The following is a 16,215-nucleotide window of genomic DNA, read 5'->3' as shown; positions in this document are numbered from 1 at the left end:
ATAGCATAGCTAAACACAAATAGCGTCACGTCAAAGGGAAAGTGCCTTGATGTGACGTTATTTGTGTTTTTAGGGCGCTTTGCATAAAAAGCCGTTCTTTTCACGCGTGTCAACGTTAAGTGAGAAGTTCAATGTCATTTCTTAATTTTTCGGAAAGTCAATTAAATCATACGTGATAGCAATAGCCGACCCTCCGACTGCACCGCTAAAAGGACTATATGGTTCTAGAAGCACTTCTTGTCGTTTCTCAAACCCAGCTAACAAAGGCTTAAAAGCTAGTTGTTCATGCAACAGGTCAATTAGTGGTGTGTATTTAAAGATTTTCCCATGCACATAGACTTTTTTTGCATCAATCATCATATTTAAATTTGTTAATGATACAGCTAAGTATTTAATTGCTTGATGCAGCAACGATGTAACGGTGCGATCGCCAAGTTTCGCGGCGGTAAGGACGTTATCGAATGTTAACTCTTCTTCACTAACACTTAACTCTCTAAGAAAGCTTGTATTATTTGATTGATAAACTAAACGCGCCTTTTTCATTAGCCACGTCTCACTTGCATAAGTTTGGAGACACCCGTATTTGCCACATTCACATAACTCTCCTTCTGGATTCACAATGGTATGTCCCATCTCGCCTATTAAATAATTATCTTTTCGGTATAACTTATTTTCAAACATATATGAATAATGCATGCCGTGTCCAACATGGAAATAAATAAAGTTATCTGATTGTTTCTCGTGGGTGAATAAGCGTTTGGCTAATGCCATCGCATTCACATTATTATCAAAATATATTGGCTGTGAAAACTCTGCCTGTAATGTCTGTAAGTTAAAGTGCTCCCAACGGGCATTATTTGTGAGAATCTCTTTAGGCTTTTGTTGGTTGAAATGACCTGGAAGACTAATGCCAATCGCTCTTACAGGTTGATTAATTGAAGCTAAAAAGCGCTTTAATGTTTGGATATAGTCAGTTATAGAATGCATAGCTAACTGATCAGAAGGATAGTGTTTTTCTCTCGTTATAACATCACCCGTATTATCCGTTAGAACGAAGGTAAAACGAGATTCGGATATTTCAGAGCCAATAAAGTATGCATGTGTTTTAGGAATGTCTAATAGAATCTTCTTTCTTCCAGCTGTAGACTGGCTATCCATTTGTCCTATTTCTAAAACGTGACCTTCTTCTAAAAGAGCGGCTGTTATCGTACTGACTGTTGCTGGAGTGATACCAGTATCTTTAGCAATATCAATTCGAGATATCGGTCGCTCGGCATATATCTTGTCTAAGATCGTTGCACGTATAAGTTGTTGTTTTTTTGTTAAAGACATCATATCCGCCCCTTTAATCGCATTATTTCTAAATTATAACACATATTAATTATAAATAATAATTAATTGCTTAAAATCTATTGACAACGGTTTCAGTCTCGTTTTATAATAACGGTGTAATTGATTATAAAAAGTAATCAATTATATCGTTAATGGCAACAATGCTATTAATTTAGTTATAAAAAATAAATAAATGATAAAAAGGAGGATTTAAATGAAAAACATTAATCAGATGTTACAAGAAAAATTAATGCCATTTGCGGGTAAGTTAGGAAACAACAAATTTTTAATTGCTATCCGTGATGGGATTACTATGGCTATGCCACTCATCATTATTGGTTCGCTTTTAATGGTTATTGCCAGTTTTCCAGTTCCCGGATGGGAAGAGTTTTTAGGTAATATCGGTGTTTCCGGCTACTTATGGAAAGGTGTCGATAGCAGTTTTGGTTTAATTGGTTTAATCGCCAGCTTTGGTATTGCTTATAGCCTTACTAAACAGTATAAAGTCGATGGTGTTGCCTCAGGTATTGTGTCGTTGGCAGCTTTTATTACCGTTACGCCTTTTGTTGTATCGGATATGGGCGCGGGAATGCCAACAACGTTTATGGCTGCACGTGGTTTATTTGTTGCTATTATTTTAGGTCTTACAAATGGTTATGTCTATCAATGGTTCATTAATCGGAATATTAGAATTAAGTTGCCAGATAGTGTACCACCAGCCGTGGCGAAAAGTTTTAGTGCCATTATTCCTGGCGCAGTAATAATTGTCTTTTGGTTATTTATTTATGGCTTAATTGATAGCTTTAATTGGCCACATATACATGAACTAGCTCAAGTGGTGTTAGGTAAGCCGTTAGGCTTACTTGGTAACAACGTATTCGGTGTTTCCATTTTAGTAGGTCTAAATAGTTTGTTTTGGTTTGTAGGTATACACGGTGGGAATATTGTTAATTCGGTTATGCAACCACTTTGGTTATCTAATCTTGATCAAAACCGAGCGGCTTATCAAGCCGGTGAAGAATTACAACATATTTTCACAACAGTTTTTATGGATAACTTTGTTTATATTGGTGGTGGGGGTGCCACGATTGGGTTAGTTTTAGCTTTGGCATATTTAGCAAAGAAAAAGCACGCCAGTCGTCAATCGCGTGTCTTAACACCGTTAACAGTTGTTCCGGGTTTGTTTAATATTAATGAGCCAACAATGTTTGGAGTACCAGTTGTTCTTAACGTTCTATTGATTGTACCGTTTGTTTTAGCGCCTATTTTTAACTTAGTCATTGCTTATTTTGCTATGTTATCAGGTTTAGTACCCCTCACGTATACGGCACCATCATGGACAATGCCGCCGATTATCAGTGGTGTTTTAGCAACGGGTAGTGTGAGTGCATCCATTTTACAACTAGCTTTAATTGTTATCGACATTTTACTATACTTACCATTTGTGTTAGCGGTTGAAAAAAGGTTTAAGGCAGATGAATTATCTAGTAATTAAAAGAGCGTTGAGGGAGAGAACATCATGGTTAAGCGTTTAATAAGTGCAAATGCTTCTGACATATTATCTTTATCAAAAGAAGAATTAAAACTAAGTATAAAAGCAAGCGAAGGCCGAGTAATTTGTTCAGAAAATGTCGCCCCAAGGGAGTCTTTCATCGGTGATATAACAAATGCCGAAATGGCCCGTGCTTTTGGAGCAGATCTTATATTATTAAATGGTGTCGATGTATTTGAACCAGTTATTTTTGGTTTAGATCATAGTGCATGTGACTTTGTTGAAAAGCTTCATCATTTAACAGGGTGCCCTATCGGTATTAACTTAGAACCTGTAGATACGACAGCTGATATGGCTGAAGAAACGTTTGCAATTGCTCAAGGTCGCCAAGCGTCTACAGCGTCTTTTGAGCGCATCGAAGCATTAGGTATGGATTTTGTCTGTCTCACAGGAAATCCAGGAACAGGTGTAAGTAACAAAGAAATAGAAAAGGCCATTGAATTAGCTAAAAAGCATTTCTCAGGAGTAATTATTGCCGGTAAAATGCATGGTGCTGGGGTGAATGAACCGGTTGTTTCAACAGCTCAAGTAAAAAGCTTCCTCGATAAAGGCGCCGACATTATTTTAGTACCGGCCGTTGGAACAGTGCCAGGTTTTGATGCAGCAACTTTAACAGAGATCGTTCAATATGTTCATGCGCATGACCGACTGGTGATGACGGCAATAGGTACCAGTCAGGAAAGTTCTGATGAAGATACGATTAAACAGATGGCGATTCAGAATAAAATTTGCGGTGTTGATATTCAACATATTGGTGATGCAGGTTATGGTGGTCTCGCGCCTGTTGAAAATATATTTGCGATGAGTAAAGCGATTAGGGGTATGCGTCATACGGTTTCTCGTGTAGCAAGATCAATCAATAGATAAGGGGTGTTGAGTGTGGAGAATAAAAACATCATGTTGGTGTGTGCAGCGGGTATGAGTACAAGTATGTTGGTAGGAAAAATGCAAAACTTTTCTAAGGAAACGGCACGTCATCATCAGATCTTTGCTTTATCCTCTTCAGAAGCAGATAGTTATATTAAAGAGTCTACGGTTGATGTGATTTTACTGGGACCACAAGTGCGTTTTATGTTAGATGATTTTAAGAAAAAAGTTGCAGGATTAGATATACCGGTTGATGTTATTCCAATGTCAGACTACGGTATGATGAACGGAGAAAATGTCTTAATGTTAGCGGAAAAATTAATGAAGTAAGGGTGTAAGCGATGAATAACGAAAAAATTATGGAAGTCATTATGGGGATCATTACTCATAGTGGCGATGCGAAAAGTCACGCAATGAAAGCGATTAAAGCGGCGCGTGAGGGAGACTTTGAAAAGGCCGATGATTCAATTAAGCAAGCAGAAAGAGCGTTTGTAAAAGCCCATCATAGCCAAACTGCTTTGCTTACAAAGGAAGCGCAGGGGGAAAAAACAGAAGTTTCATTGCTTATGGTACACGCACAAGACCATCTTATGACAAGTATGACATTTACGGATCTAGCAAAAGAAATTATTCTTCTACATCAAAAGTAGCACAATGAATCAAACATGCGAATGAATAACCGGAACATAATAAAAGAAGAGCCGATAGCCTAGCTATTTGCTCTTTTTTTATGTTTAGAATGTGATAACGAACACGGATAATTTTCACAATATAAGATTGATACATTTAAGTTGTCAAATGGTGGGGTATTCGTTACGCTTATAGTAGTAACAATAGATCAATAGATGGAATTAACGGCTACGAATCGTCTTTCTTACATGTATCGCTTGCTGTTTATTGGCGTATGAGGCTCATATCGATGATGCATCATTGAAGGCAAACATGCTTATTTGAGTGAGAATATCTTTTCTTTAATTTACCTAACGAAAAATATCATTTATGAAAGACACTTAGGAGGTTGTCAGTATGAGTTTAGATATTCGTGGAGTAGATGTATCAATGCAAAAAGCAGTTGAAAATGGTGATGGGAAGTTTTATAAGCATGGTCAAACGTCAGATATATTTAATATTTATAAGTCGTCTGGTGTTAATCTGATTCGCTTAAGGTTGTGGGTCAATCCATATAATGAGGCTGGTCAACCTTATGGTGGTGGTACGAATGATTTACAGACAACGATTGCCTTAGCCAAACGCTTAAAAGCAGAGCGTCTAGCCTTTATGTTGAATCTCCATTATTCAGACTTTTGGGCAGACCCTGGTAAACAAGTGAAACCGAAGGATTGGGAAAAATTAAGTTTTGATGACTTACAAACGGAAGTTTATAGATACACAAAAGATGTTCTTCGTAAATTAGAAGAGCAAAACGTTTTACCGGAGTATGTACAAGTTGGAAATGAAGTGACCAACGGGATGTTATGGCCGGATGGAAAAACCCCAATATTCTCATCAGTTTCTCACCAGTTCGAAGATGAAAAAACCGGTGAATTGCTTAAGGGACAACAAGCATTTGATCGGTTTAGTGCCTTGTTGAAGGCTGGCATCAAAGCGGCACGAGAATACCCTAATATGAAGGTGATACTTCACTTAGATTTTGGTGGGGCGAGTTATTTATATGAGCGTTGGTTTAAAGAAATCACTGCCCGTGGTGTCGAATTTGATGTGATTGGCTTATCATATTATCCATTTTGGCACGGAACGTTAGTAGATCTAACAAAAACAATGATAAGAACGGGTAAGCTTTTTAAAAAAGATCTCATAGTCGTTGAAACAGCTTTTGGTTTTACTGATAAGTCACCTGAGGGCGAAGAAAATATTTTTTCAGATACACTTGCCCAAATCGCTGGTTATCCGGCCAGTCCCGAAGGTCAAACAGCTTTTTTAACAGACTTAACGGACGCTATTGATGAGGTGAAAGGTGATGGATATAAAGGTTTAGGCTTTGTTTACTGGGAGCCTAGTTGGTTACCTATTAAAGGTGCTACATGGGCAACTCAAGCCGGAATGGACTATATCAATGAGCGAGGAGAAGAAGGGAATCACTGGGCTAATCAAGGTTTATTTGATTTTAATGGCCATGCTTTACCTGGGTTAGACGTCTTTAAGAGATAAAAAAAGGACACGCCGTTACGCGGGAAAACCTAACGCCAGCGTGTACCCTCTCATCTTTTTAGTTTAGACGATGAAACGCGTTTCATAGCAAGTGTTTTTTAAAACATTGTCTTAGGTAAAGGATGAACCACCATAAAAAAATGCTGGAATACAGCTGAGACTTAATAGGAATAAGAGGTGTAAAGTACTCATTATGACGAATATAAAAGACTTAGCCAAACGAGCAGGCGTGTCAGTCACGACAGTATCACGCGTATTAAATCACCACCCTTATGTCAGTGACGCGAAGCGGATAAAGGTTGAGCGGGCTATTGAAGAAACAGGGTACTCGCAAAATATGAATGCGGTTCATTTAAGTAAAGGGAAAACGAATGTCATTGGTGTTATTTTACCTTTTCTTGATCACCCGTATTTTGCGCAAGTCCTTATTGGAATAAGTGACAAGGCACAAGCAAAAGGACAAACCCTTATGTTATTTCCGACAAACTATGAACAGGAAAAAGAACAAGAAGCGCTACTGATGTTGCGGCAAAAACAATTGGACGGGGTGATCGTTTGTTCGAGAGTGACCCCACTTCATGTGTTAGAAGCCTACGTCCAGTACGGACCGATTGTCCTTTTAGAACAACGACATTCAGATAAGTTTTCGACGGTTTTTGTTGACCATCAAGGTATATTTAACCGAGCTTTAGAATATTTATATCAAAAAGGACACCGCAACATCGGTTATACAATTTATCGCCGACATGGCACACATGCAAAAGTACGAGAAGAAACATATCATGCGTTTTTAGCCCGACATGATCTACCCTTTAATCAGGACTATTGTTTTGAAGGTGCATTATATTTAGAGGATAGCATGGACGTGTTAAGAAAACTCATGAAACTAAAGACATCACCAACTGCGCTGCTTGTCACAAGCGATCAAGTAGCAGCGGGACTATTTATTCATGCTAAAGCATTTGGTCTAACTATACCTGAAGATGTTGCTATTATCGGACTAAACGATGAGCCTATCGCAAAAGCATTAAAATTAACAACTGTCCATATCCCGCTAAAATCAATGGGAGAAGCTTTGTTAGATCAAGTATTATCAACACATAAAGAGAATATTCAATTTGATATTACTTTGATCGAACGTCAAACAGTTTAACTGTTATAATACACATTGCTTATTCCGTTAAGTGATGCAACTGACTAATAAGGGATTGTTTTTTACTGTAATTGTTTATCGGGCGTCATTTCACTTTTATCTACTTGTTTTTTCGGGTAAAGTACACTATACAGATGGTCCAATGATGAAACGTTTGTATATGCTACTTGAGAAAAGTGATGACATCTTTAGATGGGAGTGAGAATAATGAGAATTGATCATGTTGCTTTATGGGTCAAAGATTTAGAAAAAATGGTGTTTTTCTATACTAAGCACTTTGGTGCAAAGGCAGGTAATCGCTATACGAATGAAGAGAAAGGTTTCCAGTCATATTTTCTAACGTTTGAATCCGGGTCACGCTTGGAACTAATGACTCGGACAGATGTGACCAAAAAACATGATGAGCAGGTGTTAGGTTGGACGCATATAGCGATTAGTTTAGGTTCAAAAGAAAAAGTTGATCAATTAACCGATGAGCTATGTCGGAAAGGTTACTGCCATATGGACGGTCCAAGAACGACCGGGGATGGTTATTATGAAAGTGTCGTTTTAGACCCAGAAGGGAATCATTTAGAATTAACGATTTAAATTGCGGAATACAAGAATTAAAAGCTCAATCTCATCGATTGGGTTTTTTGTTGTATAACAGATTTTATCGCTATTGATAATGAAATAGTGATGAAAAAGTGCCTTCACTTCATGATGCTGTGTTGGGATAAAATTAATATTTACTTGTCAGAATGAATAAACTATGGTAGAAAATAATTGACCTTAAGTTTTAAAATGACAGACTGTGACATGAGCGATAGGGATGTAGAAAAAATCCAACAGGGGTGAGAAAGTGGAGATTTTGAAAATATTAAATAATAATGTCGTCACCACTTTGAATGAGAATGGTCAGGAAATGGTTGTGATGGGGAGAGGTCTTGCGTTTCAAAAGAAACCTGGTCAAACGATTGATCCATCAGTCATTGAGAAACAATTTATCTTAAAGGATAAAGAGACATCAGGAAAACTTGACCAACTGTTAAAGTACACATCAGAAGAGTATTTAGATTTAGCATCAGAAATTCTCATTTATGCACAAAAGCACGTGCCGTATGAACTGAACGAATATTTATATGTCGCCTTAACCGATCACTTGAGTTTTGCGATTGCGCGTTTTAAGCAAGGGATTGAATTAAAAAATAATCTGTTGTATGAGGTGAGAAAGTATTATAAACGTGAATATCAAATCGCCAAACGTTGTTTGGATATCATCGAAAATAGAACCGGTATTCGGTTGAATGAAGATGAGGCAGGCTCGATTGCCCTTCACTTAGTCAATAGTCAGTTGACGGGTGAAAATATGCAAGCAGCCGTTCAAGTAACCGAGATGGTTGATAATATTTTAAATATCGTGAAATACTTTTACCAAATGGAACTCGATGAAACAACGATCAACTATGAGCGCTTTGTCACACATTTACGTTATTTCGCCGTGCGTTTTATTCGCAAAGAAGTACCAGAAGACACCGTGGATGACTTTATGCATGAACAAGTAATGCGTAAATACAATCAAGCGTATCAATGTACCGAGCGAATTAATATGTATTTAGAAAAGAATGTTGATTGGCCACTCTCACAAGATGAACGTGTCTATTTAACCGTCCATATTCACCGGGTAACGTACCGAGAGTACAAAGAAAATCAACAAAAGCAGTAGTAATTATATAATAATTGTAAATATAAGTAAATTAAATAGGTTTATTCACTTAAAAACAAACAAATCATGAAAACGCTTTAAAAATTTGTTGACAGATGTTTTTCCTCATGATAAATTGAAGATGTTAATTAATTAACGCGACAAACTGAATATTAAACATTTAGGAATGTTACCTTTTTGGGCATAACCTGGATCAATCTTACGGACACGACACGTGTGTGTCTCTGTGATTGATTCAGGTTTTTTTATTACCCAAATACAAACAACCAAACGAAAGGGTGTTAATCATGAAGCATGAACAATTAGCAAAAGACATTATTGAACGTGTCGGAGGTAAAAGCAATGTAAAAAGTGTAGTCCACTGTATTACTCGGTTACGTTTTAAATTAAAGGATGAAAAGAAAGCGGATACAGATGCGCTTAAAAATATGGACGGCGTTGTGACTGTCATGCAGAGCGGGGGCCAGTATCAAGTCGTTATTGGTAATCACGTTTCTGACGTATACAAAGCGGTTGTTAGTGTCGGTGGATTTAAAGATGGAAGTGCAACGGATGACGGGGCAACCGATGAGCCGAGTGGTAGTTTATTTGATCGGTTTATCGATTTAATTGCAGGCATCTTCACACCAATTCTTGGCGTGTTAGCGGCATCAGGTATGATTAAAGGTTTAAACGCTTTATTTGTAGCAATTGGTCTATTATCAAATACAAGTGGTACTTATCAAGTTTTAAACGCGACAGGCGACGGACTCTTTTACTTCTTACCGATTTTACTTGGTTATACCGCAATGAAGAAATTTGGTGGCACACCGTTTCTTGGCATGACAATTGCGATGGCGCTTGTATATCCAGCGCTTGAGGGTATCCCAGGTGCGACAGAGCCACTTTATACGTTGTTTAGTGGCACAATGTTCGAATCCCCTATCTACATTGAATTCTTAGGTATTCCAGTTATTTTAATGACGTATTCTATGTCGGTTATTCCGATTATTATTTCAACGTTCTTTGCGGCTAAACTTGAAAAATTCTTCGCAAAAGTTGTACCATCTGTTGTAAAAATGTTCTTAGTGCCGATGATGACTTTGCTTATTATTGTACCTATAACCTTTATTGTCATTGGTCCAATTGCCACATGGGCAAGTCAGTTACTCGGTCAGTTTACAGTTTGGGCGTATGATTTAAGTCCAGTGATTGCGGGTGCTATCTTAGGTGGCTTCTGGTTAGTGTTTGTTATGTTTGGTCTTCACTGGGGACTTGTGCCGGTGGCTATTAATAACTTTGCGACACAAGGATATGATGCCGTCTTAGCACTTGTATTCGCGCACTCCTGGGCACTTGCCGGTGCGATATTAGCTGTTTGGTTAAAATCTAGAGATAAGAAAATTAAAGCATTAAGTGCACCAGCGTTTATTTCGTCGATCTTTGGTGTAACAGAACCTGGTATGTACGGTATTGTTTTACCTTTAAAGAGACCATTTATTATTACGTTGATTGTATCAGCGATTGGTGGGGCCATCTTAGGTTTCTTTAGAACAACAGGTTATGTCATGGGTGGACTTGGTGCCTTCCAATTCCCAAGCTTTATTTCGCCAGAAGGTTTTGATATGGGATTCTATGCCGCTGTTATTGCTGCTGTGTTAGGTTTTGTCTTGGCATTTGTACTCACATGGATGTTTGGTGATATTAATAAAAAAGAACAAGCATCACCAGTTACAGGTGGTAATACGGGAAAAAAGTAACGACGCCTGAAGCAGGTTTTGTTGAAACAACCGTTGTAACAAGTCCAATCAAAGGTCAGTTTGTAAAATTAGAAGATATTGATGACCAAGCGTTTAATTCAGGCGCACTCGGTTTAGGTATTGCGATTGAACCAACTGAAGGATTAGTTGTTGCACCTGTTTCAGGTAGTGTCACATCGCTTTTTCCAACGCACCATGCGATTGGGATCACATCAGATGAAGGCGCAGAAATTTTGATTCATGTTGGAATGGATACCGTTAGGTTAGAAGGTAAACATTTTACCACACACATTAAGCAAGGTGATCGTATTGAACGTGGTCAAAAACTTCTTTCGTTTGATATTGAAAAAATTAAAGCAGCTGGTTACCCGCTCACCACACCAGTGGTCGTAACAAATGCATCAAACTACCACGTCGAAATAACAGCACCAGCAACAGTATCGACAGATGATTTAATTTTAGAACTCGTTAGTAAAGGCTAAAGTAAATAACTTTTTATATATAGAAAAACTTAAGGTCACTATCGTGAGTCGCATTTATGCGACTCACTTCAGGTCAAAGCTCAAGTGAAAAAACGTGAAAACAGATGGATTAAAAGTATGTGTAAGCAATAAAAAGGAGGACAATAATTATGAGTTATCCATTTAAAGAAGATTTTTTATGGGGCGGGGCAACTGCCGCCAATCAATTTGAAGGTGGTTTTAACGAAGGTGGCAAGGGCTTAAACTTAGCTGATGTGTTGCCAGGTGGGAAAGCGCGGTTAAAATTACTCGCAAGTCCTGGATTTGATTTTGAGATTGATGAAGCAAACTATTCTTATCCAAACCATGAAGGTATTGATTTTTATCACCGTTATAAAGAAGATATTGCGTTATTTGCCGAGATGGGCTTTAAAGTGTTCCGCATGAGTATTGCGTGGAGTCGGATTTTTCCGAACGGTGATGAGATAGAGCCAAGCGAAGAAGGGCTTGCCTTTTATGACCGCGTCTTTGATGAGCTGGCGAAATATAATATTGAGCCTCTCGTGACAATCGCGCATTATGAAACGCCCCTGCACTTAATTAAAGCATACGGCGGTTGGAAGAACCGCCAGTTAATTGACTTCTTTGATCGTTATGTCGAGACGATCTTTATGCGCTATAAAGATAAAGTGACATACTGGCTGACCTTTAATGAGATTAACGGGGCGACCCATATGCCACTGTTTGGTTTAGGTTTCTCACCGTCAAGTGAAGAAGCAAGAATGCAGGAGAGCTTCCAAGGGTTGCATCACCAGTTTGTTGCGAGTGCACGTGCGGTTCAAAAAGGCCATGAGATTATTCCTGGCTCACAAATTGGTTGTATGTTAATTTATGCCCCTGTCTATAGCTATGACTCAAATCCTGACAACGTCATGCATACGAGACGTGAAGCGGATCTCTTTAACTTCTTCTGTGGTGATGTGCAAGTGCGCGGAGAATATCCGTACTTTATCGATCGTTACTTTGAGGAAAATGATATTAAGATTGAGGTGGAAGAGGGAGATCTTGAAACCATTAAGAACGGGACCGTTGACTTTATATCATTCAGTTACTATATGTCACGTACCGATAAGAAAGAAAAAACGCAAGAAGAAATCGGTCAAGGCAATCTGATTGGTGGGGTAAAAAATCCATTCCTTAAAGCGAGTGACTGGGGATGGGAAATTGATCCGGTGGGCTTACGTATTAGCTTAAACGAGCTGTATGGCCGTTACCGCAAACCACTGATGGTCGTTGAAAATGGTTTAGGTGCGTATGATGAAGTTGAGGCAGACGGTTCTATTAATGATGATTACCGGATTGACTATTTACGTGAACATATTAAACAAATGGGTGAAGCAGTAAAAGACGGTGTTGACTTAATCGGTTACACGTCTTGGGGTTGTATTGACCTTGTCAGTGCGTCAACAGGGGAATATTCTAAGCGTTACGGCTTCGTTTATGTGGATAAGCATGATGACGGATCTGGTACGTTAGAACGGAAGAAGAAAAAATCATTTGATTGGTATAAAAAAGTCATCGAATCAAATGGGGGTCAATTATAAATACCACTGTTTAAATTTTAGTTAAAACACGTGCTAATAAGATAAATGAGAAGTCCAGACCTTTAAAGGTTGTGGCTTCTCATTTTTTGTTGAATAAAGTTTGACGTTATTAAAATAACCAACTATAAAGGATACTACCGATAATGATGACAAGGATGATAAAAAACATCACTGTAGGATTACCGAAAAATGCACGGTCAAAAGTGTCTTTATTTTTATCGGCGTTTTTCGGTGGAATGGTGTGACGCATAAGCAAACTCCTCTCGGTTTAATCAGTTCATTTTACATATATTCTCATTGTAACACAAAGGAAAAAATAAATTATATTTTCTGAAAATATTTTGTTATACGTAGACTATTGTAACGAATATGTTGTATTTATAAAGTAAATGATACGTATTCCTAAATAGGATATGCTATAATATATAAGCGCTTACTAGTTCATAAGTCATGCTTTTAAATGATCTGTTAAGCTCATAAATGATAGTGTTTGTGCGAAGTTATCTAAACTTTACTAAAGGATAGTAAACAAATGAAGACTAGTCTTTTAAGATAATATAGATATATGAAGAAAGAGAAGAAGAGGGGATGTCTCTTGTGAAAAATAGATATAGATTACTGGCACTTAGTGTGGCAGTGGTTATTAGTACGGTTGTGTTATTATTTCATTTTATTTCTCATAACGAAACAGAAAAAGTATACGTCAGTCAAATTGAGGACGTTGCACTCCAACTAAAAAAAGATTTTTTAAGAGATACCGTGAATAACATGATTCAACAAATTGATCGCTTAAGGATATCAAAAACAGAGATTTACCAACTCAATACAGATAAACGGAGGGATCGATTATTTGTCTTAGCAGATGCTTTAGATGAAGAAAGTTTTATTCGTCTGTTTGAGAGTGAATTCCAACAAACAGGTGAAGATAACTTGTGGACAGCGTACTTATATCATAGCGATACAGGTGAATTGGTTTTTACAACAAAGAATATAAAAGAACAAGGTGTTTCAGTTGAAAATCTCGATTCGATTTTGTCAACTAAAGCTATATTAAAAAAAGGTACATATACCGGTGTCTTTGGTGTAGAAAATCAGTATATCGATGCGATTATTCAAACGGATATACAAGAAATCATTCATCATCAAACATATAGGAATGACGCCTATATTTGGGTAAATGAAGTGATAGACTTTGAGGGCGGGGATGACTATGCGATAAGACGCATTCATCCTAATTTAATTGAAACTGAAGGCATGTTGTTGTCAACTTCTATGACGGATGCTGTAGGTGGAACACCCTATCTTACAGAGCTCAACGGTATTAATGAAACAGGAGAATTATTTTTCACCTACTACTTTAAAAAATTGCAATCAGAAGATATATCGAAAAAAATAACTTTTGCGAAACTGTATGAACCATATAATTGGATCGTAGCTATGGGTGTCCACTTAGATGATTTAGATGGTTACGTAAGTGAGGTTAGGGAAGAAAGTCAGCGGTTATTGACACAAACAGTGCTCTATATTTTGCTTTACTTATTATCTGCATTAATTTTAGGTTTTATGTTGATTTATATGATTATGGAAAGAAATTTACGTAAATCGACACGTCGCTTAATAGATGAAGCGAGCACAGATCCACTCACAGGAGCGGAAAGCCGAAGATATGGTGAGCGAATTCTTGAACATAAATACGAAACATATCATGTAAAGAAGAACCCTGTCTATATGGCTATGCTAGATATTGATGATTTTAAATTAATCAATGATCGCTACGGACATGATGCAGGAGATCGTGTGTTAAAATATGTCACCGATACAATTCAGTCTATCTTCAAAGAAAAAGGAAAAGTCATTCGTTGGGGCGGAGATGAGTTTGTCGTCGTTATGGAAGCAATCACTAAAAACGAAGCTATGCTGCTTTTAGATCAAGTGCTATATGAGTGTGAAACGAAACCGTTAGATTTAGTCCCAGACCAATTAACCATTTCACTATCAATTGGTATGACACAAATTTTAGATAAAGATTCAAATTATATTGAGGCGTTAAAGCGAGCGGATGAAGCTATGTATCAATCGAAGGAGCAGGGAAAGTGCCGTCTTACGCTTATAGAATAATTTTTTTGAAGGCCTTTCTAAGGTCTTTTTCTTTTACTTGAGCATATTAGGCGCTGTTTTTTGTATAACTAATGTATAATGTCTTTTATACTACATAAACTAAGGAGAGAGAATACATGCCAACACTTTATGATTTTGAAGCACTAACAATTGAAGGAGAACCTGTATCATTAGACATGTACAAAGGGGATGTCTTATTGGTTGTCAATACTGCAAGTAAGTGTGGGTTTACCCCGCAATTTGAAGATTTACAAAAACTCTATAGTAAGTATAAAGATCAAGGGCTTACTATTTTAGGTTTTCCGTGTAATCAGTTTAACGCACAAGAGCCTGGCACTAATGAAGAAGCGGCAGAGTTCTGTCAATTGAATTACGGTGTGGAATTTCCGATATTCAGCAAGATTGATGTAAATGGTCCGAAAGCACATCCTGTATTCCAATTTTTAAAACAAGCGCACCCTTTTGAAGGTTTTGATGAAACAACAATGAACGGAAAATTAATAAAGAAAATTGTGTCAGATAAATATCCAGAATGGCTTGTGGGTAATGATATTAAGTGGAATTTCACAAAATTCCTTGTGAGCCGAGAAGGTGACATTTTAAAACGTTTTGAACCTACAGATGAACCAATGGATTTCGAAAAAGATATCCAAGCGATTTTATAAAAGTTAATAAAGATTAAATTAACAATAGCTTCAGGCCGGATATAAATAGGGCCTGAAGCTATTGTTGATATTTGTGCTTGCTTTTCACTAGTTGAAAAAGTTTGTTTTTTATCTTTCTTAATGAAATCCCCTTCCTCAAAAAGACCGCCAGGATGTTAGGTGGGGGAAGTTCAATCAGCTAACAACTTCAGATAATACTTTCACGTGTTGTAGATTATCGCAATGATCTATTATAAAGTGCATTTACCTGTCTAAATCATCATGTTTCTTTTAGCCTATAAATAGATTTTATCCAATCTCAATCTTTGTACATCTCAACACCTCATTATTTAATTCACTAATTAAATATCATAACAGTATCATTAATAATAAAGCTTCTTGAATCTCTTCAAGACAATGAGAATCACTCAGCTTGGTAATTAAGCGTGAATACGAAGCCTCGGATGGGATATGATCAGACACAAGAAAACCACAGTTAATCTTGAAAGCTATATCTTCATTTAGGCGTTTGACCAAGTCTTTAATTGTAGGAATACGCTCAACATATCTTATAAAAACAGAAATAATCATAGCAGCGTAGTTAAGCTCCTCCGGAGCTCCAAGACGTGATTTTTTACTTACCTCACGGTAAATGTGGTCAATATCAATGACCGAAATAATAGCGTCATATCGTTGGGTAGGTTCCATTGCATATAATTCATTAATGCTAAATAAACTCTCTTGTCGTATAATAGGCATAGGGAGTTCTCCTCCAGTCTTTTGGTTTAGTTTGGTTACTTACCATTATACAAGACTTGGGGAGGTACTTCCTTTTTTATGCTTCAAAACCATTGGGCCGCAAGGCCTCAGA

The 16,215-nt window shown here is 37.4% G+C and carries 13 protein-coding genes and 2 pseudogenes; 12 read left to right on the top strand and 3 right to left on the bottom strand.

From position 1 onward, the window contains the following. Positions 1 to 141 precede the first annotated feature (141 nt). Entirely contained in the window at positions 142 to 1,332 is a 1,191-nt protein-coding gene (locus tag BM163_RS09425; RefSeq protein WP_170243645.1) for an ROK family transcriptional regulator, read from the bottom strand. A 214-nt stretch (positions 1,333 to 1,546) separates the two neighbouring features. On the opposite strand from BM163_RS09425, the gene BM163_RS09420 reads away from it, so the two are divergent. From BM163_RS09420 to BM163_RS09375, 10 genes and pseudogenes are all read left to right on the top strand, one after another. Continuing rightward, entirely contained in the window at positions 1,547 to 2,827 is a 1,281-nt protein-coding gene (locus BM163_RS09420) for a PTS sugar transporter subunit IIC (RefSeq protein ID WP_089802504.1), read from the top strand. Positions 2,828 to 2,851: 24 nt separating this feature from the next. Then, the gene (locus BM163_RS09415) at positions 2,852 to 3,751 is read left to right on the top strand and encodes a DUF7916 family protein (RefSeq protein ID WP_089802502.1); all 900 of its coding nucleotides are present in this window, start codon (positions 2,852 to 2,854) and stop codon (positions 3,749 to 3,751) included. A gap of 12 nt (positions 3,752 to 3,763) precedes the next feature. Continuing rightward, positions 3,764 to 4,081 carry a PTS sugar transporter subunit IIB gene (locus tag BM163_RS09410; protein ID WP_089802500.1) on the top strand — a complete coding sequence of 106 codons (318 nt, stop codon included), beginning with the start codon at positions 3,764 to 3,766 and terminating at the stop codon, positions 4,079 to 4,081. An 11-nt stretch (positions 4,082 to 4,092) separates the two neighbouring features. Then, a complete protein-coding gene (locus BM163_RS09405) occupies positions 4,093 to 4,401 on the top strand; it encodes a PTS sugar transporter subunit IIA (protein WP_089802498.1) in 309 nt (102 codons plus the stop codon). Between the two features lie 376 nt (positions 4,402 to 4,777). After that, a complete protein-coding gene (locus BM163_RS09400) occupies positions 4,778 to 5,920 on the top strand; it encodes a glycoside hydrolase family 53 protein (protein ID WP_089802495.1) in 1,143 nt (380 codons plus the stop codon). Between the two features lie 193 nt (positions 5,921 to 6,113). Further along, the gene (locus BM163_RS09395) at positions 6,114 to 7,073 is read left to right on the top strand and encodes a LacI family DNA-binding transcriptional regulator (protein ID WP_089802493.1); all 960 of its coding nucleotides are present in this window, start codon (positions 6,114 to 6,116) and stop codon (positions 7,071 to 7,073) included. Between the two features lie 207 nt (positions 7,074 to 7,280). After that, positions 7,281 to 7,661 (top strand): VOC family protein, encoded by a 381-nt coding sequence (locus BM163_RS09390; protein WP_089802491.1) that lies wholly within the window; start codon positions 7,281 to 7,283, stop codon positions 7,659 to 7,661. 253 nt (positions 7,662 to 7,914) lie between these two features. Next, complete coding sequence (gene licT, locus BM163_RS09385; protein ID WP_089802489.1) at positions 7,915 to 8,778, top strand: BglG family transcription antiterminator LicT; 864 nt, start codon at positions 7,915 to 7,917, stop codon at positions 8,776 to 8,778. 287 nt (positions 8,779 to 9,065) lie between these two features. Further along, a pseudogene (locus BM163_RS09380) lies at positions 9,066 to 10,999 on the top strand (beta-glucoside-specific PTS transporter subunit IIABC). Positions 11,000 to 11,148: 149 nt separating this feature from the next. Beyond that, positions 11,149 to 12,582 (top strand): glycoside hydrolase family 1 protein, encoded by a 1,434-nt coding sequence (locus tag BM163_RS09375; protein ID WP_170243642.1) that lies wholly within the window; start codon positions 11,149 to 11,151, stop codon positions 12,580 to 12,582. A 109-nt stretch (positions 12,583 to 12,691) separates the two neighbouring features. On the opposite strand, the gene BM163_RS13780 is transcribed toward BM163_RS09375, so the two are convergent. Further along, complete coding sequence (locus tag BM163_RS13780; RefSeq protein ID WP_170243641.1) at positions 12,692 to 12,832, bottom strand: hypothetical protein; 141 nt, start codon at positions 12,830 to 12,832, stop codon at positions 12,692 to 12,694. A gap of 347 nt (positions 12,833 to 13,179) precedes the next feature. On the opposite strand from BM163_RS13780, the gene BM163_RS09370 reads away from it, so the two are divergent. Next, a complete protein-coding gene (locus BM163_RS09370) occupies positions 13,180 to 14,700 on the top strand; it encodes a sensor domain-containing diguanylate cyclase (protein ID WP_170243640.1) in 1,521 nt (506 codons plus the stop codon). 116 nt (positions 14,701 to 14,816) lie between these two features. Next, positions 14,817 to 15,365, top strand: a complete 549-nt coding sequence (locus tag BM163_RS09365; RefSeq protein ID WP_089802483.1) for a glutathione peroxidase — start codon at positions 14,817 to 14,819, stop codon at positions 15,363 to 15,365. Between the two features lie 387 nt (positions 15,366 to 15,752). Here BM163_RS09365 and BM163_RS09360 read toward each other — a convergent pair. Beyond that, a pseudogene (locus tag BM163_RS09360) lies at positions 15,753 to 16,103 on the bottom strand (transposase); the annotation flags it as partial. Between the last annotated feature and the right edge of the window lie 112 nt (positions 16,104 to 16,215).

The organism is Halolactibacillus alkaliphilus, assembly GCF_900115465.1.
Classification (GTDB): domain Bacteria; phylum Bacillota; class Bacilli; order Bacillales; family Amphibacillaceae; genus Halolactibacillus; species Halolactibacillus alkaliphilus.
This window is presented reverse-complemented; position numbering and strand designations above follow the sequence as displayed.

Coding starts and splice junctions, on each gene's coding strand:
- BM163_RS09395 (WP_089802493.1), top strand. CDS start 6,114: ATGACGAATATAAAAGACTTAGCCAAACGAGCAGGCGTGTCAGTCACG.
- BM163_RS09425 (WP_170243645.1), bottom strand. CDS start 1,332: ATGTCTTTAACAAAAAAACAACAACTTATACGTGCAACGATCTTAGAC.
- BM163_RS09400 (WP_089802495.1), top strand. CDS start 4,778: ATGAGTTTAGATATTCGTGGAGTAGATGTATCAATGCAAAAAGCAGTT.
- BM163_RS09365 (WP_089802483.1), top strand. CDS start 14,817: ATGCCAACACTTTATGATTTTGAAGCACTAACAATTGAAGGAGAACCT.
- BM163_RS09390 (WP_089802491.1), top strand. CDS start 7,281: ATGAGAATTGATCATGTTGCTTTATGGGTCAAAGATTTAGAAAAAATG.
- BM163_RS13780 (WP_170243641.1), bottom strand. CDS start 12,832: ATGCGTCACACCATTCCACCGAAAAACGCCGATAAAAATAAAGACACT.
- BM163_RS09415 (WP_089802502.1), top strand. CDS start 2,852: ATGGTTAAGCGTTTAATAAGTGCAAATGCTTCTGACATATTATCTTTA.
- BM163_RS09375 (WP_170243642.1), top strand. CDS start 11,149: ATGAGTTATCCATTTAAAGAAGATTTTTTATGGGGCGGGGCAACTGCC.
- BM163_RS09405 (WP_089802498.1), top strand. CDS start 4,093: ATGAATAACGAAAAAATTATGGAAGTCATTATGGGGATCATTACTCAT.
- BM163_RS09420 (WP_089802504.1), top strand. CDS start 1,547: ATGAAAAACATTAATCAGATGTTACAAGAAAAATTAATGCCATTTGCG.